This window comes from Salipiger sp. D13, from assembly GCF_003703915.1.
Taxonomy (GTDB): domain Bacteria; phylum Pseudomonadota; class Alphaproteobacteria; order Rhodobacterales; family Rhodobacteraceae; genus Salipiger; species Salipiger profundus.
Genome location: NZ_ML112590.1, coordinates 785,806 through 811,558 on the forward strand (window position 1 = coordinate 785,806; position 25,753 = coordinate 811,558).

A 25,753-nucleotide genomic window follows, 5' to 3' on the forward strand; every position below is an offset into this window, starting at 1 on the left:
TGAGCCTGCCCATATGGTGCCCGATTTGCCCCGCAGCGTCGGGCCATGACCGTTGCCTCGAAGATCCCCGGAATGATCCCTCTCGCCCGCGCCCTGTCCGTGCGGCTCGGGCCCCTGCCCGTCAGCTTTCCCGCCTATCTGCGACGCAAGCCCCGCGACCCGGCCCCTCGTGCCGACTGTCCTCGCAGGCTTCCCGCGCCGCGCGTCGACATCCCGGTGCGCGACACCTCTCCCGATGCGGCCGAACGCGGGAAACTGCGCACCCAAGGGCGCTACCTTGCCCGGCAGGACCGCTGGGAGACACTGGCGCGCGGCCTGCGCGAAGCCGATCTGGACCGCGCGGCCACCCCGGGAGGCAGCCCCGTGGCGCGCCTGCTGGCGCAGGGCGCCTGCTCCGACGCGCTCGACAGCGCGATGGCGGCGGTGGCGCGCAACGACGCGACCACGGCCCGCGCCATCCTGTTCACGCTGCACGACGCGATCGACGGTATCGAGACCGACCCCTGGCTGGCCTGCGCGCTTGCCTATGCGCATGTCGCGGTCGCCGACGCCTGGGCCGGCCAACCGGGCGTGCCCGATCCCACCCCGATGCGCCGGGACGCGCGGGCGCAGCACCTCGAAGCGGCGCAGCGCCTCGTCGCCCGTTTCGATCCGCTCGAACTCGACTCGCCCGCGCTTGCCGCGCTGCGCTGCGATCTGCTCGAGTTGCATGCGCGCCCCGCCGGCCGGGTGGCCGACGACTACGAGGATCTCATCGACCTCGACCCCGGCTGCCCCGACCACTTGCGCGCGCTCGGCCGTGACCTGCGCCCGAGGCGCTACGGCGACTGGGCCCGTCTCGACCACGAGGCCCGCCGCACCGCCGGGCGGACCTCGGACATCTGGGGCTTCGGCGGCTACAGCTGGGTGTGGCTCGACGCGCTCGCGGGCGGCGCGGCCGGCGCCTTTGCCCGCGTCGATGCCGACCTGTTCACCGAAGGGCTGCACGACATCCTCGCGGCGCGGCCCGACCAGCACACGGCCAACCTGCTCGCGGCCTACTGCGGGCTGACCCTTTCGGGCGCAGCAGATCCACGCTCGCCCCGGGCCCGCATCGCGGGCAACTTCGGCTGGATCGTGGAGGACCACCTGCGCGAGATTCACCCCGACCTCTGGGCCTGCGCGCGCCCCATCCCCGGCCGGGTCGACCGGGCCGAGATGCTGCGCCGCGGCAGGAGCCGAGCCATCTCGGCGCTGGCCGAGCATTTTGCTCCCCAGCTCGAGCTTGGGCGCAGCCTGCGCTTCACCGAAGACGGGATCGACCTCAGCCCCTCTCCCTGTGCCTCCTGCACCCTTGCCCCCTGTGGCGCTCTGGCGTATCCCCATCGCGAAACGCGAGACGAGGATACGCCATGCTTGACCTGAGCTACGAGGCCCCCAAACCCAAGGTCATCGCCGGGGCGAAATACGACTGGGAACTGGTGATCGGGATGGAGGTCCATGCCCAGGTCGCCTCCGAGGCCAAGCTGTTCTCGGGCGCCTCCACGAAGTTCGGCGCAGAGCCCAACTCCAACGTGTCCTTCGTGGACGCGGCGATGCCCGGCATGCTGCCGGTCATCAACGAGTATTGCGTCGAACAGGCGGTGCGCACCGGGCTCGGCCTGAAGGCCGAGATCAACCTGAAGTCGGCCTTCGACCGGAAGAACTACTTCTACCCCGACCTGCCGCAGGGCTACCAGATCAGCCAGCTCTACCATCCCATCGTGGGCGAAGGCGAGGTCATCGTCGACATGGAGCCGGGCATCGCCCGCCTCGTCCGGATCGAGCGCATCCACATCGAGCAGGACGCCGGCAAGTCGATCCACGACATGGACCCGAACATGTCCTTCGTCGACCTGAACCGCACCGGTGTCGCGCTGATGGAGATCGTGTCGCGCCCCGACATCCGCGGCCCCGAGGAGGCTGCCGCCTATGTCGCGAAGCTGCGCCAGATCCTGCGCTACCTCGGCACCTGCGACGGCAACATGCAGAACGGCAACCTGCGCGCCGACGTGAACGTGTCGGTCTGCCGCCCGGGCGACTACGAGAAATACCAGGAAACGCAGGATTTCGGCCATCTCGGCACGCGCTGCGAGATCAAGAACATGAACTCGATGCGCTTCATCCAGATGGCCATCGACTACGAGGCAAAGCGCCAGATCGCCATCCTCGAAGCCGGCGGCACGGTCGATCAGGAGACCCGGCTGTACGATCCGGACAAGAACGAGACGCGCTCCATGCGGTCCAAGGAAGAGGCGCACGACTACCGCTACTTCCCCGACCCCGACCTGCTGCCGCTCGAGATCGAACAGGCCTGGGTGGACGACATCGCCGCGAACCTGCCCGAGCTGCCCGACCAGAAGAAGGCCCGCTTCGTCAAGGACTTCGGCCTGTCGGAATACGATGCGAACGTGCTGACCGCCGATCTCGCCAACGCCGCCTACTTCGAGCAGGTGGTCACCGAGGCCGGGGACGGCAAGCTTGCCGCCAACTGGGTGATCAACGAGCTCTTCGGCCGGCTGAAGAAGGAAGGCCACGAGATCACCGAGAGCCCGGTCACGCCCTCGCAGCTCGCGGGCATCGTGCGGCTGATCAAGTCCGATGCCATCTCCGGCAAGATCGCCAAGGACCTCTTCGAGATCGTCTACACCGAAGGCGGCGAGCCCGAGCAGATCGTCGAAGAGCGCGGCATGAAGCAGGTGACCGACACCGGCGCCATCGAGACGGCCGTCGACGAGATCATCGCAGCGAACCCGGCGCAGGTCGAGAAGGCGAAGCAGAACCCCAAGCTCGCGGGCTGGTTCGTGGGCCAGGTGATGAAGGCCACCGGCGGCAAGGCCAACCCGAAGGCCGTGAACGAGATCGTGTCGAAGAAGCTCGCCCAGTAACGCCCCGGCAACGACACGGGCTTCGAGAATGAGAAACGCCCGGACGCAGACCGCGTCCGGGCGTTTCTTTTGTTCTGGCAAGGAAGAGCCGGCGGGGGGCCTACCCAAGATTTTTCGTCGAAAAATCTTGGGCGCAAAAATCTTCGCAGGAAGATTTTTCGGATCCGACCGCCGGGACGGGTCAGGCCGCCCGGCGCCGCGGACGCCGGCCGCGACCGCCGCCACCGGGCTTGGCCGAGGCGTTGCCCTTGAAGCCGCCCTTGCCCGGGCCACCACGACCGCGACCACCGCCGCCACCACCGCCACGGCGACGACGGGCACCGCCGGTCTCGAAGAGCTCTGCCGGGGCCTCGCCGCTGGCGACCGGAATGTCGATCTTCATCAGCTTCTGGATCTGGCGCAGCAGGTCAGCCTCGTCCGACGCACAGAAGGCAATCGCTTCGCCCTCGCGTCCCGCCCGCGCGGTGCGGCCGATGCGGTGGACGTAGTTGTCCGCCACCTCGGGCAGATCATAGTTCACCACGTAGGCGACGCCGGGGATGTCGATGCCGCGCGCTGCCACGTCGGTGGCCACGAGCACGTTGATGTCACCGTCACGGAACGCCTTGATGGCACGGTCGCGCTGGCCCTGGCTCTTGTTGCCGTGGATCGAGGCGGCGTTGAAGCCGTCGGCCACGAGCCCCTTCATCAGCCGCTCGGCACCGTGCTTGGTGCGCGAGAAGACCAGTGTGAGCGCGTCCATGTCGCGGCGCAGCACCTCGCGCAGCTTCGACGGCTTGTCGCCCTTCTCGACGAAATGCACCGACTGGGTGATCTTGTCGGCGGCCTTGCCCGGAGGCGACACCTGTACCCGGCGCGGGTTGCTGAGGTACGCGGCGCTCAGCTCTTCCATCTGCTTGGGCATGGTGGCCGAGAACAGCATGGTCTGGCGCGGCGTGCCGAGCTTGGGGGCGATCCGACGCAGCGCGTGGATGAAGCCCATGTCGAGCATCTGGTCGGCCTCGTCCAGCACCAGCTGGCGCACGGTCGACAGGTCCACCGCGCCCCGGTCCATCAGGTCGATGAGCCGGCCCGGCGTGGCGACAAGGATGTCGACGCCGCGCGACATGAAGTTGATCTGGCGGTTGATGGACTGCCCGCCGACCACGGTGCCGACGCGGAGCTTGGTGCCGTCGGTCAGCGCCTTGAGGCTCTCGGCGATCTGGTTGACCAGTTCGCGGGTCGGCGCGAGCACCAGCGCCTTGGCGGTCTTCGGCGCCGGCTTGCCGGGCTGCGCGAGCAGCGCGTCGATCAGCGGCAGGCCGAACGCCAGCGTCTTGCCGGTGCCGGTCTGCGCGAGGCCAAGCACGTCATGGCCTTCGAGCGCCAGCGGAATCGCCTGGTTCTGGATCGGGGTGGGTTCGGAGAAGCCGGCGCGCGACAGCGCCTCGTTGAGTGCCGGCGAAAGGCCGAGCATGTCGAAATCGAACAAGAGGTATCCTTTGTGAGACCGCGCCCCGTCGGGGTGCGCGGCAAGCGTGCCAGTCGCCCATGCGGCAGCCTGGCCAGGGTGCGGCGCGGCCTCGGGCTGCACGGGCGTCTCCCGCGGCAGCTGGCCGTCGCGTCTAGAACCCTGCGTGATGGGGAACCGGAAGTGGCAACGCTGATGTGCCGGAATGGATCGGGCCCCGGTCGGGCCTGTCCTCTGACACGGCTAGCTCACGCGGCAGCGCAGCGTTACCGTGTCAGATGAGGCATCCGCCGCCGAAAGTCAAGTCTCAGCCAACGAGGCCGGGGAAACCGAAGCCGCGTTCGAGCAGCTCGCCGGCCTCGAGGCAGATATCTTCGCGCCAGGGCGCGGCGACGAGCTGCACGCCCGAGGGCATGCCGTCCACCACGCCGGACGACACCGAGATCGCCGGTAGGCCGAGCAGCGGAATGGCGATCTGCGGCAGCTGGACCTCCCACAGGTGGGCGATCATGTCGTCACCCTCGAGATCCTGGTCCTGCCGGAACGGCAGTTCCGCACAGACCGGCATCAGCACCACCGGGTAGTCGGCGAGGAAGCCGCGCCAGGCCCGGATCAGCGCCGAGCGGCGCATGAAGACCTCGCCGAAGCGTTTCACGTCGATCGAGGCGGCGCGGTCGGCGTAGTGGCGCAGCAGCGCGATGGCGCCGGCGTCGCCTTCCTCTTCCGCCGCCTTCAGCTTGTCGGCGTGGCCGTCCGAGAGCCAGAGGTCGACCTGCAGTTCGACCGCCTCGCGCAGCTCTGGCACCTCGGCGGGTTCGTCGACCTCCCAGCCGGCGGCGCGGAACATCTCCGCCGCGCGGTCGAGGTCCGCCTCGATGCGCGGGTCGGTGGCGATGCCGCCGGGGCGTTTCACCAGCGCCACGCGGCGCCGGTAGCGCGGCCCCTCGAGCGGCACCGGCGCGCTCCAGGCGTCGTCATGCGCGTAACCCGCCATGCCCTCGAGCCCCAGGCGCAGGTCGTCGACGCGGCGCGCGAGCGGCCCCGAGACCGCCATGATCTGCGGCCCGATGCCCCGGTCAGGCGACGAGTGGTTGAACATCGGCACCCGCCCGAGCGTCGGGCGCAGCCCCTGCACGCCGCAGGCATAGGCCGGGTAGCGGATCGAGCCGGCGATATCCGTGCCATGGGCGACATGGCCCATGCCGGTGGCGATGGCGGCCCCTGCCCCGCCCGACGATCCGCCCGCCGTCAGCGCCGGGTTGTGCGGATTCTTCGTCTCGCCGTAGAAGCCGTTGGTGGTGAACCAGCGGTAGGAAAACGCCGGCGTGTTGGTGCGGCCGATGACGATTGCATCCTTCTCGCGCATGTGGCGCAGGAAGGGGCTGTCCTCGGTGGCCACCACGTCCTCGTAGATCCGGCAGGAATTGGTCGAGGCATAGCCCTTCTGGTCCGAGAGCACCTTGATCGTCACCGGCACGCCTGCAAGCGCGCCCACCGGCTTGCCCGAGGCGATGCGCGCGTCGAGCGCCTCGGCCTCGGCCAGCGCGTCGGCGCTGCAGTCCTGCACGATGGCGTTGACCTGCGGGTTCACCCGGGCGACGCGCTCGAGCGTCTGTCCGATCACCTCCACGGCGCTGACCTCTCCATGGCGGATGCGTGCGGCGAGTTCACGTGCGGAGACGCTGTTGGGATCGAAGGACATGGGACAGGACTTTCGGAAGAACGGAAGGGTGGATCAGTCGGAATAGGTGGCGAGCACCCGGTCGCGGATGCCGCGCACCACGTTGGCCGGCACCGGGATCGAGGCGATATGCGGGGTGACGAAGACCTTTGGATGGGTCCAGAGCGGATGCCCCTCGGGCAACGGCTCGGTCTCGAAGACGTCGACCGAGGCACCGGACAGGTGCCCGCTGTCGATCGCCGCGACAAGCGCGTCCTCGTCGACCTGGCCACCGCGCCCGATGTGGATGAGCGCGGCGCCTTGGGGCAGTTTCGCCAGCGTCTCGGCGCCGATCATGCCCTGCGTCTGCGGCGTGAGCGGCAGCACGTTGATGAGGATGTCGCTCTGGCCGAGGAAGGCGTCGAGTCCCTCCTCGGTGTAGTGGGTGACCCCCGGCTCGGGCTCGGGAGCACGGCGCGAATAGCTCGCCACCGGGTAGCCGAGGCCGGCAAGCCCCCGCGCGATAGCCCGCCCCATGAGGCCGAAGCCCATGACGCCGATGCGCTTGTCCAGCGGCGAGAGGCCGTAGAGCTTGCGCTCCCACGCCTGCCGCCCGCGCGCCTCCATCCAGGCCGCCATCTCGCGATGGTGCCAGAGCACGTGGAAGGCGCAGAACCCGGCCATCTGCTGCGCCTGGTCGGGATCCTCGACCCGGTGGATCGGCAGATCCGCCGGGCGCGAGGGACAGGCCTGGATCGCGTCGATGCCCGCCCCGATGGAGAAGACCGCGCGCATCTCGGGATAGGGCGAAAAGGCATCATCCGCCGGCAGGAAGGTGACCATGAAGCGCACGTCTTCGGGCCGGTCGATGTCTTCGGGCGCGCGCAGTTCCAGCTCCGGCGCGAGGTCCTCGAACAGGGGGATGTATCGGTCTGCAAGCTGCAGCCGGGTGTCATGGACGACGCCGAGAATGCGGGTCATGCGGTGGCGGCCCTCTGGCTGTCCCAATCGGCCCCCGGCACGGCGGCCAGCAGCTTGCGCGTATACTCCTGCTGCGGATCGAGGAAGATGTCGTGCACCGTCCCGATCTCGACGAGCTTTCCCTTCTGCATCACCGCGATGCGGTCGCAGAGCTGGGCCGCGACGCGCAGGTCGTGGGTGATGAACAGGATCGACAGCTCCATCTTCTGCCGCAGCTCGCGCAGCAGGTCGAGCACCTGCGCCTGGATCGACACGTCGAGCGCCGAGACCGCCTCGTCGGCGATGATCAGCTCCGGGTCCATGGCGAGCGCGCGGGCGATGCCGATGCGCTGGCGCTGACCGCCCGAGAACTCGTGCGGGAAGCGGGTCGCGGCGTCGGCCCCGAGGCCGACGATCTCGAGCAGCTCGCGAGCCCGGGCCTCGGCCTCCTTGCGCGGCACGCCGCGGGTGATCGGGCCGTCGGTGATCGCGCCAATGATACGCTGGCGGGGGTTGAGCGAGGCATAGGGGTCCTGGAAGATCATCTGGACCTTGTGGCGCTGCTTGCGCAGCTCCTCGTCCGAAAGCGCGGCAAGATCGGTGCCGCCGACCAGCACCTGGCCGCCGTCGGGCGTGACGAGGCGAACCGCCGTGCGACCGAGCGTCGACTTGCCCGAGCCGCTTTCGCCCACGAGCCCGAGGACCTCGCCCCGCGCCACGGTGAGCGAGACGTCGTCCACGGCCCGCACCTCGCGCGCTTCGCGGAAGAAGCCGCCGCCGGTGCGGTAGATCTTGCGCAGGCCCTTGATCTCGAGCGCCGGCGTCTCCGACAGCACCCGCCGCTCGGGCAGCGTGCCGGTCGGGATCGCGTCGAGCAGCCGCTTGGTGTAATCGTGCTGCGGCGCCTTCAGCACCGCCTCGGCGCTGCCGCGCTCGACGACGCGCCCCTCGCGCATGACGATCACCTGGTCGGCGATCTCGGCCACGACGCCGAAGTCGTGGGTGATGAACATCACCGCCATGCCGCGCTTTTCACGCAGGTCGAGGATCAGCTTGAGGATCTGCGCCTGCGTCGTCACGTCGAGCGCCGTCGTCGGCTCGTCGGCGATCAGAAGCTTCGGCTCGAGCGCCAGCGCCATGGCGATCATCGCCCGCTGCCGCTGCCCGCCCGACAGCTGGAACGGATAGGCGCGGATGATCTTCTCGGGATCGGGAAGCTGCACCTCGCGGATGAGGTCGAGTGCCTTCTCCCGGCGTTCCGCCTGGGTGAAGCGGTCATGCGCGGCAAAGACCTCGGCGATCTGGTCGCCGATCCGCATCAGCGGGTTGAGCGCGGTCATGGGTTCCTGGAAGATCATCGCGATCTCGGCGCCGCGCAGGGCCATCTTCTCGGTCTCGGGCAGCCGCAGGACGTCGCGTGCCTCGAACATGGCGCGGCCCGCCTTGACCGTCACGCCGGGGGGCAGAAGCCCCATCAGCGCGTTGGCGGTCATCGACTTGCCGGAGCCGCTTTCGCCCACGACGCAGAGGATCTCGCCCTTCTCGATGGCCATGCTGACGTCCTCGACCGCAAAGGGCCGGTCGGCGCCTTCGGGCAGGCCGATGGTCAGGTGCTCGATGGAAAGTGTCGTGCTCATGCCTTCCCCTTTCGCGACAGGTGCGGGTTCAGCGCGTCGTTCAGGCCCTCGCCGATGAGGTTGAGCGCCAGCACGGTGATGACGATGGCGATGCCCGGGAAGAAGCTCAGCCACCAGGCCGAGCGGATCACGGTGCGCGCCGCGCCGATCATGTAGCCCCAGCTCATGGTGTTCGGGTCGCCGAGACCGAGAAAGCTCAGCGAGCTTTCCAGCAGGATCGCCGTCGCCACCATCAGCGAGGCCATGACGATGATCGGCGACACGGTGTTGGGCAGCACCTGCCGCACGAGGATGTGCGGCTTCGACAGCCCGGCCAGCGTGGCGGCATCGACGAACTCGCGCTTGCGCACCGACATGACCTCGGCCCGCACGAGACGCGCCACCGGCGGCCACGAGACGATGGCGATGGCCAGCGTGATCGAGGCCAGCGTCGGCTCGAAGATCGCCACCAGCACGATGGCCAGCGCGAAATTGGGGATGGTCTGGAAGAATTCGGTGAAGCGCATCGCGCCCTCGTCGACATAGCCGCCGTAGAAGCCCGCCAGCGCCCCGAGCGGCACGCCGATCAGCAGCGCGACCAGCGTCGAGACCAGCCCCACCAGCAGCGACACCCGCGCGCCGTAGGCAAGCTGGGCGGCCACGTCACGGCCGAGCGTGTCGGTGCCGAGCGGCAGCCCATCGGTCGAGAACGGCGCGAGGAAGGGGCGCTGCACCATCTGCCACGGATCGTGGCTGAACAGCAGCGGCGCGAAGATGGCGATCAGGATCACCGCGAGCAGCAGCACCACGCCCACCATGGCGCCAAGGTTGGATCTGAAACGTTTCCACATGTCAGGCACGCGCTCCGATACGGGGATCGACGATCCGGTAGACGATGTCGGTCACGATATTGAAGAGGATGACCATGGCCGCCGAGACGAGGAACACGCCGAGAATGGTGTTGTAGTCGCGCGCGGCGAGGCTTTCGAACATGAGCCGGCCGATGCCGGGCCAGGCGAAGACGGTCTCGGTCAGCACCGCGCCGCCGACGAGCTGGCCCGCCTGCAGACCCGCGAGCGTGACCACCGGCAGGATGGCGTTCCGCAGGATGTGGCGCCGGCGGATGACCGGCCCCGACAGGCCCTTGGCCTTGGCGGTCTTGACGAAATCGGCGGTCGAGACCTCGAGCATCGAGGCCCGGGTCATCCGCATGTAGACCGCCATGAAGAACAGCCCGAGCGTCAGCGCCGGCAGGATGAGGTGCGCGAGGATGTCGAGCACCCGCTCGAAGCCGGTGTAGTTGGCGCCCACGGTCTCGTAGCCGAAGCCGGGCAGCCAGCCGAGCCAGACCGAGAACACCAGCACCGCCATCAGCGCGGCCCAGTAGAGCGGCGTCGCGTAGAACAGCAGCGCCAGCGTCGTGAGGGCGGAATCCGACGGCTTGCCGACCCGCGCCGCGGCCGCGACCCCCAGCGCGATGCCGCAGACCAGCGAGATGCCGAAGGCGGTGAGCGTGAGGATGAGCGTCGCAGGCAGCCGTTCGGCGATCAGGTCGATCACCGGGGCGCCCTGGCGGAAGGAATAGCCGAGGTCCAGCTGCACGATGCCGCCGACATACTTGGCAAGCTGCACGTAGAGCGGCTGGTCGAGCCCGAAGCGCTCGCGCAGCTGTTCGATCATCTGCTCGTCGGCGGCACCGGCCTCTCCCGCCAGCACCACCGCCGGATCACCCGGCGCCGCGTGCAGCAGGCAGAAGTTCAGGACCGCGATGGCAAGCAGCGTCATCACGGCCTTCACCAGCCGCGACAGGATTGTCGTGAATATGGTCATGGGTCCTCGTCGGATCAGGGTTCGCAAGGCGCCGCCCACGGGGACCGGCGGCACCTTGCATCGGGCCGGCCCACGCGGGAACCGGCCCGATCAGCGGATCACTTCTCGATCCAGGCGTTGCGCGGGCCATCGTTGACGCCGATGCCGGTCGTCACGAGGTCATGCACGTTGCAGCGGTAGATGGTCGGGAAGTCGAGCTCGAGCATCCACGCCACCGGCACGTCGTCGACGATTTCCTTCTGGATCTCGTCGTAGAGCGCCTGCCGCTCGTCGGTGTCGACCAGCGTCGCCGCCTTGAACCACTTCTCGTCGAGTTCGGGATTGTCGTAGCCCTCGACGTTGTTCCAGGGGCTGCCCTTCTTGATCCGGTCGGCGGTGTAGTTCCGCGACACGCCCAGCGCCGGGTCGCCATACTGGTAGAGGTAGGTGAAGGCGATGTCGTAGTCCCACTGCGACGTCTTCTCGTTCCAGCCGGCCACGTCGGCGCTGTCGATCTCGACCTCGATGCCGACCTCGCTGAGGTTCTGGCGCACGGCCTCGGCCCAGCGCTGCCAGGTCTCGCCGTAGGGCAGCGGCAGGATGGTGACGGGCTCGCCGTCATAGCCCATTTCCTCGAGAAGCGCCTTGGCCTTCTCGGGGTCGTGATCGTACATCGTCACGTCGTCCGAGTAGAAGTTGGTCTTGGACGACACCGGGCCCGTGGCGACGGTGCCGAAGCCGTTCCAGACGACATCCTTCATGAACTCGCGGTCCATGGCGTACATGATCGCCTGGCGGAAGCGCACGTCAGAGGTCGGACCTTCGCGGTTGTTCAGCCACATCCAGGCGTGCGGGGCGAAGAATTCCCAGCCCTCGCTGGTCGAGCAAACGCCCTCCATCTCGGTCAGGCGCGGGATGTCCCAGTTCTCGACCGAGCCGCCGGGCAGCACGTCGACTTCGCCGGTCTCGAAGGCCACCGCGCGCGACGCGGCATCCGGAATCACCCGGTAATAGACCTCGTCGAGATAGGGCAGACCATCGACGTAGTAGTCCTCGTTCTTGACGAGGTGGATGTAGCTGCCCTTGACCCATTCCTCGAACTTGAACGGACCGGTGCCGATCGGCGTCGCGTTCATCTCGTTGGTGGCGTAGTCGGTGCCCTCGTAGATGTGCTGCGGGATCATCGGCATGGTCGCCGCCTCGAACACCGAGATGAACGGGCCGAAGGGTTCCTTGAGCTTGAACTCGACGGTCAGGTCGTCGAGCGCGGTGACGCTCTCGACGTAGGCGAGCGAGGCACGCAGGCGGGCGTGGGTCTCGGGCAGGAAGGTGCCGGCCGAGAACACCACGTCATCGGCGGTGAAATCCTCGCCGTCGTGCCATTTCACGCCCTCGTGCAGCTTGAAGGTATAGGTCAGCCCGTCGTCCGAGATTTCCCAGCTCTCGGCAAGTCCGGGCATCGGCTCGAGGTCGGTGTTGTAGCGCAGCAGGCCCTCGTAGATGTCGCCCGCGACAAGCTGGGTCGGGCCGTTCTGCACCATGCCGAGCATCAGCCCCGGCGGCTCGGGCTGCACGACGATGTCGAGACGCCCGCCGGCTTCCTGGGCTGCGAGCGGCGCCGCGAGCGCGGCGGCGATCAGGAACGTGGTCGCTTTGAGATGTTTCATGGTTTTCCCTGTTTTACGTTGGTCCGGAACGGATCCGGTTGCGTTTGGCCCGTCTTGATGCGGGCTTGGGTTCGGTTGCCCCTTTGCGGAGCAGGACGGCGGTCAGCCCCTGTAGTCGGGGGCCACGACGTCGAGACGGCGCAGGAAAGCGTCCCATTCCGGGTCCGGCTTGCCGGCGACTTCCTGCGAATCGTAGGCCTTGTCGTACTGCCGCGCGGTATGTTCGGCGACCTCGTCCGAAAGCACCACCGGCGTGAGCCCCATGCCCAGCGCGGCGACCTGCGCCTTGCAGGAGCGCTCGAGGTTCAGTGCCAGCTTCACCGCCTCGGCCACCGAGCGGCCAAGCAGCAGCGTGCCGTGGTTGCGCAGCAGCATGACACGCTTGTCGCCAAGGTCCGCCACGATGCGCTCGCGCTCCTCGAGGTTCAGCGCGATGCCCTCGTAGTCGTGGAACGCGATGCGGCCGTGGAACTGTGCCGACCACTGGTTGAGCGGCAGCAGCCCCTCCTTGATCGAGGACACGGCGACGCCCGCCACGGTGTGCGTGTGCAGCACGCAGACGGCGTCGTGCCGGGCCATGTGCACGGCCGAATGGATGGTGAAGCCCGCCGCGTTGACGCCGGCGCCATAGGGATCGTCGACCACCGCCCCGGTCTCGTCGACCGTGACGAGGTTCTCTGCGGTCACCTCGTCAAAGCGCAGTCCGAAGGGGTTCAGCAGGAAACGCTTCTCGCCGCCGGGCCCGTCGGGCATCCGCGCCGAGATGTGGGTGTAGATGCTGTCATCCATCCCGTTGAGCGCAATCAGCCGGTAGGCCGCTGCCAGGTCGCGCCGCAGGTTGGCGATCGTGTCGGGTGTGGCACCGTCGGGCATCGGGAATCCCTCTTTCCTCGTCGTTGTGCCCAAAGAAAGGACAATCCTGCATCTTTGGTCAAGGAAATTGTCGACAATCGTCAAAACGACAATTAGCGTGACCAAAGATTGGACGAACAGACACCCCTGATGAGACACACCCAGGACACTGACGGATTCGAACCGCTCGACCGCGAGGGGCTGGTTCAGCGCGTGGTGCGCCGGCTGAGCAAGGCCATCGTTTCCGGCCAGCTTTCGCCCGGCGAACGCCTGTCCGAATCCGTGGTCGCCCGGCAGCTCGGCGTCAGCCGCGCCCCAGTGCGCGAAGCGGCCCGGCTGCTCGAGAATTCCGGCCTTGTCACCTACCAGCCGAACCGCGGCTTCTTCGTGCGGCGCTTCACCGCGCGCGAGCTCGACGACCTCTACGAGTTCCGGCTGGTGATCGAGACCGCGGCGCTGCGGCGGCTGATGCGGCAGGGGCTCGACGGGACCGACGCCGCGCTCGAACGCCAGATCGCCGAGATGCGGCGCGTGGCCGCCGACGGCTCGGACATGCTCACGCAGGTCGAGGCCGACATGGAGTTCCACCGGCTGCTCTGCCACGGCTCCGAGAACCCGCGCTTCCTGACGGTCTTCGAACAGATCGCCACCGAAACCGAGCTGTCGATCATGCTGATCGGGCGGCTCTACGACGATGCGCACCGGCTCGCGGAAACGCATGTCCCGATCCTCGAGGCGCTGCGCGGCGGCGACGAGGCCGAGGCGGTCGAAGCCCTGCGCTTTCATATCGACGTCGCGCGCGTGCTGGTCACGCAGCAGTTCCGCGACCTGGAAGATGGACCCTCCGAATGAAATGCTACTACGCCCCCGAGACCGACCTGCATGATCCGGTCTTCCGCCTGACCCACGGCAAGATCCTCCGCAACGCTGAGCAGGCCGAGCGCGCCAAGCTGCTGAAGGCCGGGCTCGACGAGCTGGGCCTTGCCACCGAGGAGCCGGCCGAAGCGCCGCGCGAGGCGCTCGAGGCAGTGCACACCCCCGCCTTCCTCGATTTCCTCGAAACCGCGTGGGACGAATGGCAGAAACTGCCCAACTGCGGCCCCGAGGTGGTGCCGAACGTCTTCCCGCAGCGCAGCTTCGCCACCTACCCCGACAGCGTCGTGGGCCGCGCGGGCTGGCACATGGGCGACACCTCGGCGCCGATCGGTCCGAAGACATGGATCGCCGCGCGCCGTGCCGCCGATTGCGCCATTGCCGCCGCCGACGCGGTGCTGGCCGGCGACCGCGCCGCCTATGCGCTCTGCCGGCCCGCCGGGCACCATACCTCGGCCGACATGGCCGCGGGCCACTGCATGATGAACAACTCCGCCATCGCCGCCGCGCGGCTGCGCCGGCAGCACGACCGGGTGGCGACGCTCGACATCGACGTGCACCACGGCAACGGCACGCAGGCGATCTTCTACGACCGCGACGACGTGCTGACCGTTTCGATCCACGCCGACCCGAGCAGCTACTACCCGTTCTTCGTGGGCTACGCGCATGAGACCGGCGAGGGCGCGGGCGAAGGTCACAACCTCAACATCCCCCTGCCCCGCACCACCACCGACGATGCCTGGCTCGCCGCCGTGGCGCAGGGGCTCGAACGGATCGCCGCCTTCGAGCCGGGGGCGCTGCTGCTGAGCCTCGGGCTCGACGCGCACGAGAAGGACCCGCTCATGGGGATGCAGGTCAGCTGGGACGGCTTCCGCCGCGCCGGCCGGATGATCGCCGAGGCGGGCTATCCGACGGTGCTGGTGCAGGAAGGCGGCTACCTTTCCGAGGACCTGACCACCTCGCTCGTCTCCTTCATGGAAGGCTTCCGGGAGGGCACGGCATGAGCCTCTCGCCCGAGCTGACGCAGCAGATCCTCGACGCGGTCGAGGCCGGCTTCGAGGACCAGGTCGCCTTTACCGAGATCCTCGGCCGCTACCCCAGCACCCGTGGGCAGGAACACACCGCGCAGGATTTCCTGCACGATGCGCTGAAGGCGCGCGGCTACGCCATGGACCGCTGGGCCATCGAGGTCGACGAGATCGCCCACCACCCGGGCTTCTCACCGGTCGAGGTCGACTATTCCAACGCCATCAACGTTGTCGGCACCCTGCGCCCGCGCGAGGAAAAGGGCCGCAGCCTCGTGCTGAACGGTCATGTCGACGTGGTGCCCACGGGCCCGCTCGACATGTGGACCACGCCACCCTTCGAGCCTCGGCGCGACGGCGACTGGCTCTACGGTCGCGGCATCGCCGACATGAAGGCCGGCATCGCCGCCAACATCTTCGCGATCGACGCGCTGGCCCGGCTTGGCTACCGGCCCGCCGCCACCGTCTACCAGCAGTCGGTGGTCGAGGAGGAATGCACCGGCAACGGCGCGCTCGCGGCGCTTCTGCGGGGCTACAACGCCGATGCCGCGATCATCCCCGAACCCGAGGACGACATGCTCGTGCGCGCCAACACCGGCGTCATCTGGTTCCGCGTCCGGGTGCAGGGCGCCCCGGTGCACGTCCGCGAGGCCGGATCGGGCGCCAACGCCATCGAGGCCGCCTACGATCTCATCAAGGGTCTGCGCGAGCTCGAGACCGCGTGGAACGAGCGCAAGGGCGACCACCGCTATTTCGAGGACCTCGAGCACCCGATCAATTTCAACGTCGGAAAGATCGCCGGCGGCGACTGGGCCTCGTCGGTCCCGGCGTGGTGCGAGTTCGACTGCCGCATCGCGCTCTATCCCGGCATCAAGGCAGCGGACGCCGCGCGCGAGATCGAGGACCACCTGCGCCGGGTGTCGGAACGGATCCCGTTCCTTGCCAACAACCCGCCCGAGGTGATCTTCAACGGCTTCTTCGCCGAGGGCTACGTGCTCGAAGAAGGGTCCGACGCCGAGGAGACGCTCGCCCGGGCGCACATGTCGAGCTACACCAAGCCGCTCGAAAGCTTCGTGACGCCGGGCTACCTCGACGGCCGGGTCTTCGTGATCTACGGCGAAACGCCTTGCCTGGTCTACGGCCCCTACTCCGAGGCGATTCACGGCTTCGACGAGCGCGTCAGCCTGTCGTCGGTGAAGCGCGTGACCGGCACGATTGCCCTCTTTATCGCCGAATGGTGCGGTCTAGAGGAGATTTGATCAAATTTACCCCGTGACCTTGCCCCCGGCTTGATCCTACACTCACCGCCAAGACGGACTCACGAGTCCGCCCGGCACATTCCCTTACGTCACCCACGTCTTCCCGCAAGGGGACACAGCTACCGATACGGAGACAGAGATGAACCAGCGTCCGAATTCGCTTCATGCAGCGGACATCGCCTACACGATGCACCCCTACACCAACATGCGCGCGCACGAGGAAAAGGGCCCGATGATCATGGCCAAGGGCAACGGTGCCCGCGTCTATGACGTCGACGGCAAGGAATACATCGAGGCGCTGGCGGGCCTGTGGTCGGTCGCCGTGGGTTTCTCGGAAACCCGTCTGGCCGATGCCGCCTACGAGCAGCTCAAGCAGCTGCCCTACTACCACACCTTCGCGCACAAATCGCACGAGCCGTCGATCCGTCTGGCCGAGAAGCTCGTCGAGATGACCCCCGAAGGGCTGAACAAGGTGTTCTTCACCAACTCGGGCTCGGAAGCCAACGACACCGTCGTCAAGATGGTCTGGTTCCTCAACAACGGCCTCGGCCGCCCCGAGAAGAAGAAGTTCCTGTCGCGCAACAAGGCCTACCACGGCATCACCATCGCGTCGGGCTCGCTCACCGGTCTGCCGGCGAACCAGAAGGACTTCGACCTTCCGGCGATCCCGGTCACCCACCTGACCACGCCGCATTACTGGAAGTTCGCCGAAGAGGGCGAGACCGAAGAGCAGTTCACCGCACGCCTGCTGAAGGAACTTGAGGACACGATCATCGCCGAGGGCCCCGAGACCATCGGCGCCTTCATCGGCGAGCCCGTCATGGGCGCCGGCGGCGTGATGGTGCCGCCCGAGGGCTACTGGCCGGGCGTTGCCGAGATCTGCAAGAAGTATGACATCCTGCTGGTGGCCGACGAGGTCATCAACGGCTTCGGACGCACCGGCAAGCCCTTCGGCTGCGAGCGCTTCGGCTTCACCCCCGACATCCTCGTGACCTCGAAGCAGCTCACCTCGTCCTACATGCCGCTCGCGGCGATCGTGGTGAATGACAAGGTCTACGATGCCATCGCGGACAACACCGCCAAGCTCGGCACCTTCGGCCACGGCTTCACCGGCTCGGGCCACCCGGTCGCCTGCGCCGTCGGCCTCGAGAACCTGAAGATCATCGAAGAGAAGGATCTGATGGGCAACGCCGAGCGCCTCGAGCCGATGTTCCAGGAAGGTCTGCGCAAGTTCGCCGATCACCCGCTGGTGGGCGAAGTGCGCGGCGTCGGCCTCATTGCCGGCGTCGAGCTGGCGAAGAACCGCGAAACCCGCGAGGCATTCGAGCCTGCCGGCTCCATGGCGGCCAAGGTCACCGCGCTCTGCGCCGAAGAGGGCCTCATCGTCCGCAACGTCTACGAGACCGTGGCCTTCTGCCCGCCGCTGATCGTGACCGAGGAAGACATCGAGGCGATCCTCGCCCGCTTCGGCCGCGCCCTCGACCGCGCGCTCGACTGGGCCCGCGAGGAAGGCATGGTCTGAGCCACGCTCTCCTGACCTGATCGGACCGGCCCGGGTGAAAACGCCCGGGCCGGTTTTCATTTGTCCGGGCTTCGGGGCTGGCGTCCTGCGATCAGCAACTACGGCCCGCCACGCCTGAGCGTCGCGGCGGCCCTCGAGACCGCGCCGGGCCCCCGAGCCGCGTAGGGGTTAGCCCCCGCCGCGCATTACCTCACACGCCGGGCAGCGCCGCGATCCACGCTGAAATCGCCTCGCAGGCGGCGTCGAGATGATCGGCCTGCGTCCGGCCGGTCACTCTCTTGCGCGGCTTCAGGTCATGGTCGCCATCCTCGAGCCAGCACAGCGAGATCGCCTCCGACAGTGCGTAGTCCGCGACCTCGGCCTTTGTTCCGAAGGGGTCGCGCGTGCCCTGGCAAATCAGCGTTGGGCAGCGCAGTTCGTGCAGGTGCTCGGTGCGGAGCGTCTCGGGCTTTCCGGTGGGATGGAACGGGTAGCCGAGGCACAGAAGCCCCGCGACATCCCCGGACGCGAAGAGATCGTCGGCGATATGGCTCGCGACGCGCCCGCCCATGGACTTGCCGCCGATGACCAGCGGTCCCTGCCGCGACAGCGCCGCGATGGCGTCGCGGAACTCGTCCTCGAGCAACGTCACCTTCGGCGGCGGACGCTTCGGACCGCCTGCCCGCCGTGCCGCCATGTAGGCGAACTCGAAGCGGGCCACCCGCAGCCCGCGCGCCGCGAGCCCCTCGGCCATGGCGGACATGAAGGGCGTGTCCATCGCGGCCCCGGCGCCATGTGCCAGCAGCACCGTCACCCGTCCGGGTGCGTCGCCGTTCATCAAGATGTCGATCATTCGCCTCTCCCTGACGCTGACGGGTGCGGCGGACCGATGCGCCGAACCCTTTTCCGCTGACGGCGACCGGATCTTCTGCCGCCTCCGCAAAACACGAAGGGCGCCCGACGGGCGCCCTCTGGTCCGGTTGCGACTGTCCCGGGCAGGTTGCCCGTTTCGCGGCTCAGTGGGTCCAGGCGCCGCGACGGTCGACGGCGAAGTTCTCTGCGTAGCCACGGGCGCGGACGTTGGGCTTGCGCTTGTGCGGCGAGGCCACGATGGCGTCGATGCCGTGTTCCTTGGCATACTCAAGCGCCGCTTCCTTGCTCTCGAAGGTCATCCGCACCTGGCTCTGCGTGTCGGCGGAGGAGGTCCATCCCATCAGCGGGTCGATCTCGCGCGGCGCTTCGGGCGCAAACTCGAGAACCCAGTTTTTCGTTTTCGCCTGCCCCGAGGACATCGCCGTCTTGGCCGGCTGGTAAATCCGTGCGCGCATGGAATCCCTCCTGAAGATCAACCGCGTTATCCGGGATTTAGGGCGACAGGGCAAGAGATCAGCCGGCATTCGAGCGGATTTTGCCCGCCCGTCCGGAGCGGTTGGTGCAGGCAGGGCCGGTCGAGTCGCGGGTGCGGGGAGCGAGGGGTGGTCGATGCATCCGCGGCGCGGCGGGGCCAGCTGCCTGCCCCGTGAAGCTAACTCCCACATGCACCATTTCGCAATCGTCTTCTGGCCCCTGAGGCCGGCGCATGGAGCAGCGCACCGCCCCGCGGGCCACCACTGCCCGTTTCTCAGGCGCTCCCGGCCCTTTGCCGGGAGCTGATGGGGAAGCGCAGGTGTCAGGTGACCTCTTGAATCTCGGCGTCGTGACAACAACTGTTGCAGGCGCCTGCCCGAGGAATCTGCCCCATGCCATACGCCCATTCCGACAAGTCCCAGCCCGTGCTGCACGCCCCCGCGCCCGACGTGCGCGAGCGCGAGAAGCTCGAGGGCGGCAAGCGCTTCGTGATGCACACCGAGTTCAACGCGGCCGGTGACCAGCCCGCCGCCATCGCCGAGCTGTCCTCGGGGATCACCGGCGGCGAGCGCAACCAGGTGCTGCTGGGGGCGACGGGCACCGGCAAGACCTTCACCATGGCAAAGGTGATCGAGGAAACCCAGCGCCCGGCGATCATCCTCGCTCCGAACAAGACGCTGGCGGCGCAGCTCTACGGGGAGTTCAAGCACTTCTTCCCCGACAACTCGGTCGAGTATTTCGTCTCCTACTACGACTACTACCAGCCCGAGGCCTACGTGCCGCGCAGCGACACCTTCATCGAGAAGGAAAGCCAGATCAACGAGCAGATCGACCGGATGCGCCACTCGGCCACCCGCGCGCTGCTCGAACGCGACGACGTGATCATCGTGGCCTCGGTGTCCTGCATCTACGGCATCGGCTCGGTCGAAACCTACGGCGCCATGACCCAGGATCTGCACGCCGGCAAGGAATACGAGATGCGCAAGGTCATGGCCGACCTCGTGGCACAGCAGTATCGCCGCAACGACGCGGGCTTCCAGCGCGGCAGCTTCCGGGTGCGCGGCGACAGCCTCGAGATCTGGCCCGCGCACCTCGAGGACCGGGCGTGGCGGCTTTCGTTCTTCGGCGAAGAGCTCGAGAGTATCGACGAGTTCGATCCGCTCACCGGGCAGAAGACCGGCAGTTTCGACCGCATCCGCGTCTACGCGAACTCGCACTACGTGACACCGAAGCCGACGATGAATCAGGCGGTGATCAACATCAAGAAGGAGCTGCGCCAGCGGCTTGACCAGCTGGTGAGCGAGGGCAAGCTGCTCGAGGCACAGCGGCTCGAACAGCGCACCAACTTCGACATCGAGATGCTCGAGGCCACCGGCGTCTGCAACGGCATCGAGAACTACTCGCGCTACCTGACGGGCCGCGCGCCGGGCGAGCCGCCCCCCACGCTGTTCGAGTTCATTCCCGACAACGCCATCGTCTTCGCCGACGAGAGCCACGTCAGCGTGCCGCAGATCGGCGGCATGTACCGGGGCGACTACCGGCGCAAGTTCACGCTGGCCGAGCACGGCTTCCGCCTGCCCTCCTGCATGGACAACCGCCCCCTCAAGTTCGAGGAATGGGACGCGATGCGCCCGCAGTCGATCTTCGTCTCGGCGACGCCCGCCAACTGGGAACTCGAGGAGGCCGGCGGCGTCTTCACCGAACAGGTCATCCGGCCCACCGGGCTGCTCGACCCACAGGTCGAGATCCGGCCCGTGGAGATGCAGGTCGACGACCTGCTCGACGAGATCCGCAAGGTCTCGGCCGATGGCTATCGCACGCTCTGCACGGTGCTGACCAAGCGCATGGCCGAGGATCTGACCGAGTACCTGCACGAGCAGGGCATCAAGGTCCGCTACATGCACTCCGACATCGACACCATCGAGCGGATCGAGATCCTGCGCGACCTGCGGCTCGGGGCCTTCGACGTGCTGATCGGCATCAACCTGCTGCGCGAGGGTCTCGACATCCCCGAGTGCGGGCTGGTGGCCATTCTAGACGCCGACAAGGAGGGCTTCCTGCGCTCCGAGACCTCGCTGATCCAGACCATCGGGCGTGCTGCGCGGAACGCCGGGGGCCGGGTCATCATGTATGCGGACCGCATCACCGGCTCGATGGAACGCGCCATGGCCGAGACCGAGCGGCGCCGCGAGAAGCAGATCGCCTACAACGAGGCACACGGCATCACGCCCTCGACGATCAAGAAGAACGTCGAGGACATCCTCGCCGGGCTCTACCAGGGCGACGTGGACATGAACCGCGTCACCGCCACCATCGACGAGCAGCACCAGGGTTCGAACATGCAGGCGGTGCTCGAGGGGCTGCGGACCGACATGCGCAAGGCGGCTGAGAACCTCGAGTTCGAGGAAGCCGCCCGCCTGCGCGACGAGGTCAAGCGGCTCGAGGCGGTGGACCTCGCGGTGGCCGACGACCCGCTGGCACGCCAGCAGGCGGTCGAGAAGGCGTCGGAAGCGGCGGTCAAGGCCTCGGGCCGCTCCACCGCCGGCCGCCCGGGCCAGCGCGGCGGCAACGTGAAGCGACGGAAGAAGTAGGCTGCGCTGGACACGAAACCCTAGGCATCACTTGGCTTGAAGCGCAGCTTGGCAAATCGCCCTGGAAAATGCGCTTCGGCCTTGTTTCTCCAGTGGAACTCGACCAAAGCCTCCTGCCGAAGAAACCGTGCTGCATTGGCTACAACCTTTGCAGCATGTTGAGCTGAGACTCCTTGGTAAGAGATCCCTAGCTCCGGAACAAATTTGTAACCGTCATCGACCTTTTCACCTTCAACCATGTTTAGATCAAGAAGCGGCTTGGCTGCAGAAACTCCGTCAACTCGCGCAAGGACGAGTTCTACCGCAAGCCTCACCATACCGTCCCAAGTCTTAGTAATTGGCTCAGTCGACCCAATTCGTCCTGATATGAGCTTCACATGGACCAAGGGCGGAGCGTCATAAAAATCATATTCCTCTACACCACTCACGATCTCATGCGCTTCCACTATGGCCTCAGCATCAGATGCAGCCATGAAAGCATCCAATACCCTAGTGAGAACCGAGGCAGGCGTGTCAACAAAAGGCTCCGCCATTTTCTGAAGCCGCTCATAGTCGTTTTGCTCAATTTCAATGTGGGGCATCATCTTCTCCTACAAACTACCCATAAATTCATAAAAATGATATCTTCATAAATCAATAGATTATTGACGCCCCGCCAAACAAGAACCCCCTCCGCTGTTGCGAAGGGGGCCTGCGTGCCTTGCTCCGTGAGGGAAACGGATCAGCTGTCGTCTTCGGGCGGGTTCACGTCGATGGTCGGAACCTCCACTTCGGCTTCCTGCGTATCCACGTCGACATCGACGTCCGGGACCTCCACGGTCTCGGTCTCGGTGCCGGTCTCGATCGAGCCGACCTCGGCGTCGACCTCGGGCAGTTCGCCCTCTTCCACCGACACGTCCACGTCGGGAAGGCGGGTTTCGCCGCTCATGTCGAAGTCGACCATGTATGCACCGAAGCCGATGACGGCGATGGCGACAACACCAAGGGCAATTGCGGGTCCGGTTTTCATATCTCTAATCCTTTTCAACTGTTCAGCGATGTTTCTTCGATCGCTCACGATCTCGTAATCAGCCACTCAACACCGGATGATGCCCAAAAGTTCCGCACCCCATGCCGCAGCGCAGAAATTTCTCGGCGCACCAGCGTCGCACCTCCGCCCATCCCCTCGCACCGACAAGATTTTTCCGCACCGGCGGATTCCCCCACCCTGCAACCTGGCACTCCCCCTCCACGCGACGTCGGCACATTTTGCGCATGATCGAGCTTTCGCCGACCGTCTCTCATGGCTTCCCCCGGAGCGCGCGCGGCCGTCTCGCGGCAGGAGGGATCGCGGACGGCCCGGTCGTCGTGCCTTCACCGACGGCCGCGGGGAGACCGGGCAGAGCAATGGCACTGAGCTTGATCTCGAGGCCTACGACACCACAGCCTGAACCGCGATCCCCGCCCGACGCTGGCAGATCGCCGGCGTAATCAAGGGGCTGCGGATCACGGCGCGGCTGCTGCCCTGAAAGGGATCGACAGCGCCGCGTGCGGGTCTACACTTCAACCATGATCCGGCTTTCGATGATTCCCCTCTGCGCCCTCGTGCTTCTCGCGGCCTGCGCGACCCCGCAGGAGCGCTGCCTGCGCGACGCCGCCGCCCCGTGGCGCGAGGCGCTCGAGGAGCGCGCGCGCATCGCCCGGGACCTCGCACGTGGTTACACCTTCGAGACCGAGTTCGAGCGGGTCACCCGCTACCGGATCTGCCGTGCCAACAAGGACACGGTCTACCCCTGCTGGGAAACCGACATGCAGCCGGTGACGAAACGGGTTCCGGTCGATGCCGAAGCCCTGCAGGCCCGCGACGCGGAGCTGGCGCGCGCCCTGCCCGGGCTGCGCGCCACCGCCGAGCGAGACACGGCCCAGTGCCGCATCCTCTATCCCGAGACAGAAACCGCCCCCGAAGACGCGTGAGGCCGGCCTCTCGGCGGGCGTAGATCCGAAACGGCCAAGGCTCCGGCTCGGCCCAAAGCGCGGAGCGCATGCAAACACGCAGTCGAGATCCGATTTCCGGACCGCCGCCGCCCTCCTGACGCGCGCGACCCGACGCGCGGACGAGATGAGGCGGGCCAAGCGGGGCAAACGATCGGCCAGAAGCCGGAAAACGCCTGTCATATGTGCTTTACATCGGTGCGCTACCCCATGGGCGACCACTCTATCTTGCGGGGCTTGCCAGGTTAAGAACGCGAGATATAGTGATTTCAAGCTGGGGCGGGTCGTCCCGCTCTGGTGCTTGCGAACGAGCAGACAGAGCAGGGAACGAGTCATACAGATGGACGGCGACTTCAGAACACATTTCGTCAGGGAACCATCGGCGCTGAGACATCATCCGGCGCTGGTGCTGAACGCGGACTACCGGCCGCTTTCCTACTACCCGCTATCGCTGTGGCCCTGGCAGGAGGCGGTGAAAGCGGCCTTCCTCGACCGGGTCGACATAATTGCCGAATACGAGGAGGAGGTCAGGAGCCCCTCGATGACGCTGAAGATCCCCAGCGTCGTGGTGCTGAAAGATTACGTCAAACCGAGGAAGCGCGTGGCATTCACGCGCTTCAATCTTTTTCTGAGGGATGAATTCCGCTGCCAGTACTGCGGATCGAAGGGCGAGCTGACCTTCGATCACGTGGTCCCCCGCGCCGCGGGCGGCATCACCAGCTGGGAGAACGTCGTCGCCGCCTGCGCGCCGTGCAACCTGCGCAAGGGGTCGAAATCGTTGCGGCAGGCGAGCATGTCGCTGCGCAAGACGCCGCGCCAGCCCGGTGCCTCGGAGCTGATGAACACCGGCCGCAAGTTCCCGCCGAACCACCTGCACGACAGCTGGCTCGACTTCCTCTACTGGGACGCCGAGCTCGAGGCCTGACCCGGCGCGAGCCTTGCCTCGCAAGGCCCCCCGGCCTAAGCCCCGGAGCGGGCGCAGCGTCGCGCCCGGGAAAGGTGCCATGCTGCTCTACCACCTGCTCGTCTCGCTCTTCGCCGCGCTGGTGCTCGCGCGGCTCGCGCTCCGGCGCGACCGGTCCGGCCTGCGGCAGCGGCTTGCGCGCGGTCCCGCGACCGACACACCCCATATCTGGCTGCACGCGGCCTCGAACGGCGAACTGGCCTCGGCGCGGCCGGTGATCCGCGCCCTGCAGGTGGCGCGCCCGGATCTGCCCCTGATCGTCACCTGCAACTCCGAGACCGGCGTCGCGCTGGCGGAAAGCTGGGGGCTCGAGGCCCGGCTGGCGCCGCTCGACCTGCGGCGCGTGGCGCGGCGGATGCACCGGCGCTGGAACGTGCAGGCGCATATCGCGATGGAATCCGAGCTCTGGCCGCACCGGGTGCTGACCTGCCCCGGCCCGGTCTTCGTGCTGGGCGGTCGGCTGACCGAGAGCACCGCGCGCGGCTGGGGGCTCTTCGGCGGTCTGCAGGCGCGGCTGCTGCGCCGCGTGGCGCTGCTGTCGGCGCAGGACGCGGGCTCGCTCGAGCGCTACCGCGCCGCCGGGCTGCCGCCCGGGGCCGCCGGCCCCGTGGTCGATCTGAAAGCGCTCTACAGCCCTGAGACACGCCACGAGGCGGCGCTCGATGCGGCCTTCCCGCGTGAGACGACATGGCTCGCGGCCTCGACCCACGAGGGCGAGGAGGAGGTCGTGCTCGCCGCCCATCGCAGGGCGCTGGAACAGACGCCCGAGCTGCGCCTCATTCTCGCGCCGCGCCACCCGCGACGGGGCGACGAGATCGCGACGCTGATCCGCGACCATGGCCTGACCTGCGCCCGACGCAGCGCGGGCGAGGCCCCCGGCGGCGCGCAGGTCTACCTCGCCGACACGCTTGGCGAGATGGCGCTGCTCTACCCGCTGGCGGGCCGGGTGTTCATCGGCGGCACGCTGACAGATCGCGGCGGGCACACCCCCTATGAGCCGGCAGCCTATGGTGCGGCGCTTCTGCACGGCCCCGACGTCGCCAATTTCCACGCCCCCTTTGCGCGTCTCGACGACGCCGGCGCGGCGCTTCGGGTCGAGGATGCAGGGTCTCTCGCCGCCGGTTTGCTGCGGCTTGCGACCGAGACCGCACAACGCGAGACCGGCGCGGCGGCGCAGGCGCTTCTGCGCCCCGAGGCCGATGCCGCGACCCTTGTCGCCGCCATGTTGAAGCATCTCCAGCCGCGCTCTCAGAGCCATCGCAGCCCTGCGCAGGAGGGGGACGAAGCTTGATATTCCCCGGC

Annotated in this window: 22 protein-coding genes; 10 read left to right on the plus strand and 12 right to left on the minus strand. The window is 67.4% G+C overall.

Annotated elements, in window-relative coordinates:
- Positions 1-72: 72 nt before the first annotated feature.
- The gene (locus D6860_RS03595) at positions 73-1,404 is read left to right on the plus strand and encodes a hypothetical protein (RefSeq protein WP_229743205.1); all 1,332 of its coding nucleotides are present in this window, start codon (positions 73-75) and stop codon (positions 1,402-1,404) included.
- Complete coding sequence (gene gatB / locus D6860_RS03600) at positions 1,392-2,906, plus strand: Asp-tRNA(Asn)/Glu-tRNA(Gln) amidotransferase subunit GatB (protein ID WP_076623971.1); 1,515 nt, start codon at positions 1,392-1,394, stop codon at positions 2,904-2,906. The genes D6860_RS03595 and gatB overlap by 13 nt, the downstream gene beginning before the upstream one ends.
- A 181-nt stretch (positions 2,907-3,087) precedes the next feature.
- Here gatB and D6860_RS03605 read toward each other — a convergent pair whose 3' ends face one another.
- The 8 genes from D6860_RS03605 to D6860_RS03640 all read right to left on the minus strand — a co-directional run bounded on the left by D6860_RS03605 (position 3,088) and on the right by D6860_RS03640 (position 12,941).
- Positions 3,088-4,377 carry a DEAD/DEAH box helicase gene (locus tag D6860_RS03605; RefSeq protein ID WP_076623970.1) on the minus strand — a complete coding sequence of 430 codons (1,290 nt, stop codon included), beginning with the start codon at positions 4,375-4,377 and terminating at the stop codon, positions 3,088-3,090.
- 286 nt (positions 4,378-4,663) lie between these two features.
- Positions 4,664-6,058 (minus strand): amidase family protein, encoded by a 1,395-nt coding sequence (locus tag D6860_RS03610; RefSeq protein ID WP_076623968.1) that lies wholly within the window; start codon positions 6,056-6,058, stop codon positions 4,664-4,666.
- Between the two features lie 33 nt (positions 6,059-6,091).
- Positions 6,092-6,997: a 2-hydroxyacid dehydrogenase gene (locus D6860_RS03615; RefSeq protein ID WP_017468275.1), complete on the minus strand. Its 906-nt coding sequence runs from the start codon at positions 6,995-6,997 to the stop codon at positions 6,092-6,094.
- The gene (locus D6860_RS03620) at positions 6,994-8,613 is read right to left on the minus strand and encodes an ABC transporter ATP-binding protein (RefSeq protein WP_076623966.1); all 1,620 of its coding nucleotides are present in this window, start codon (positions 8,611-8,613) and stop codon (positions 6,994-6,996) included. Before D6860_RS03620 ends, D6860_RS03615 begins: the two co-directional genes overlap by 4 nt.
- The gene (locus D6860_RS03625) at positions 8,610-9,443 is read right to left on the minus strand and encodes an ABC transporter permease (RefSeq protein ID WP_017467002.1); all 834 of its coding nucleotides are present in this window, start codon (positions 9,441-9,443) and stop codon (positions 8,610-8,612) included. Before D6860_RS03625 ends, D6860_RS03620 begins: the two co-directional genes overlap by 4 nt.
- Before the next feature lies 1 nt (position 9,444).
- Positions 9,445-10,422, minus strand: a complete 978-nt coding sequence (locus D6860_RS03630; protein ID WP_017467003.1) for an ABC transporter permease — start codon at positions 10,420-10,422, stop codon at positions 9,445-9,447.
- Between the two features lie 98 nt (positions 10,423-10,520).
- Positions 10,521-12,068: an ABC transporter substrate-binding protein gene (locus D6860_RS03635; RefSeq protein ID WP_017467004.1), complete on the minus strand. Its 1,548-nt coding sequence runs from the start codon at positions 12,066-12,068 to the stop codon at positions 10,521-10,523.
- A 102-nt stretch (positions 12,069-12,170) separates the two neighbouring features.
- Entirely contained in the window at positions 12,171-12,941 is a 771-nt protein-coding gene (locus D6860_RS03640) for a class II aldolase/adducin family protein (protein WP_017467005.1), read from the minus strand.
- A gap of 129 nt (positions 12,942-13,070) precedes the next feature.
- Here D6860_RS03640 and D6860_RS03645 point away from each other — a divergent pair, with 129 nt between their 5' ends.
- From D6860_RS03645 to D6860_RS03660, 4 genes are all read left to right on the plus strand, one after another.
- Positions 13,071-13,772, plus strand: a complete 702-nt coding sequence (locus D6860_RS03645; protein WP_076623965.1) for a GntR family transcriptional regulator — start codon at positions 13,071-13,073, stop codon at positions 13,770-13,772.
- Positions 13,769-14,797 (plus strand): histone deacetylase family protein, encoded by a 1,029-nt coding sequence (locus D6860_RS03650; protein WP_076623963.1) that lies wholly within the window; start codon positions 13,769-13,771, stop codon positions 14,795-14,797. The genes D6860_RS03645 and D6860_RS03650 overlap by 4 nt, the downstream gene beginning before the upstream one ends.
- Complete coding sequence (locus D6860_RS03655) at positions 14,794-16,077, plus strand: ArgE/DapE family deacylase (RefSeq protein WP_076623961.1); 1,284 nt, start codon at positions 14,794-14,796, stop codon at positions 16,075-16,077. Before D6860_RS03650 ends, D6860_RS03655 begins: the two co-directional genes overlap by 4 nt.
- A 139-nt stretch (positions 16,078-16,216) precedes the next feature.
- Positions 16,217-17,599: an aspartate aminotransferase family protein gene (locus D6860_RS03660; RefSeq protein ID WP_076623960.1), complete on the plus strand. Its 1,383-nt coding sequence runs from the start codon at positions 16,217-16,219 to the stop codon at positions 17,597-17,599.
- Between the two features lie 190 nt (positions 17,600-17,789).
- Here the strand turns inward: D6860_RS03660 and D6860_RS03665 are convergent, their stop codons facing one another.
- A complete protein-coding gene (locus tag D6860_RS03665) occupies positions 17,790-18,431 on the minus strand; it encodes an alpha/beta family hydrolase (RefSeq protein ID WP_093411658.1) in 642 nt (213 codons plus the stop codon).
- Positions 18,432-18,594: 163 nt separating this feature from the next.
- Entirely contained in the window at positions 18,595-18,906 is a 312-nt protein-coding gene (locus D6860_RS03670) for an ETC complex I subunit (protein WP_076623958.1), read from the minus strand.
- A gap of 411 nt (positions 18,907-19,317) precedes the next feature.
- On the opposite strand from D6860_RS03670, the gene uvrB reads away from it, so the two are divergent.
- A complete protein-coding gene (gene uvrB, locus D6860_RS03675; protein ID WP_017467508.1) occupies positions 19,318-21,516 on the plus strand; it encodes an excinuclease ABC subunit UvrB in 2,199 nt (732 codons plus the stop codon).
- Positions 21,517-21,536: 20 nt separating this feature from the next.
- Here the strand turns inward: uvrB and D6860_RS03680 are convergent, their stop codons facing one another.
- Entirely contained in the window at positions 21,537-22,097 is a 561-nt protein-coding gene (locus D6860_RS03680) for a T4SS efffector SepA family protein (protein WP_128549215.1), read from the minus strand.
- A 140-nt stretch (positions 22,098-22,237) separates the two neighbouring features.
- Positions 22,238-22,525: a hypothetical protein gene (locus tag D6860_RS03685; protein WP_017469580.1), complete on the minus strand. Its 288-nt coding sequence runs from the start codon at positions 22,523-22,525 to the stop codon at positions 22,238-22,240.
- Between the two features lie 554 nt (positions 22,526-23,079).
- On the opposite strand from D6860_RS03685, the gene D6860_RS03690 reads away from it, so the two are divergent.
- The 3 genes from D6860_RS03690 (at position 23,080) to D6860_RS03700 (ending at position 25,742) form a co-directional block, all read left to right on the plus strand.
- Positions 23,080-23,469 (plus strand): excinuclease ABC subunit B, encoded by a 390-nt coding sequence (locus D6860_RS03690; protein ID WP_308420230.1) that lies wholly within the window; start codon positions 23,080-23,082, stop codon positions 23,467-23,469.
- A gap of 358 nt (positions 23,470-23,827) precedes the next feature.
- A complete protein-coding gene (locus D6860_RS03695) occupies positions 23,828-24,412 on the plus strand; it encodes an HNH endonuclease (protein ID WP_076623955.1) in 585 nt (194 codons plus the stop codon).
- A gap of 79 nt (positions 24,413-24,491) precedes the next feature.
- A complete protein-coding gene (locus tag D6860_RS03700; protein WP_076623954.1) occupies positions 24,492-25,742 on the plus strand; it encodes a 3-deoxy-D-manno-octulosonic acid transferase in 1,251 nt (416 codons plus the stop codon).
- Positions 25,743-25,753 lie beyond the last annotated feature (11 nt).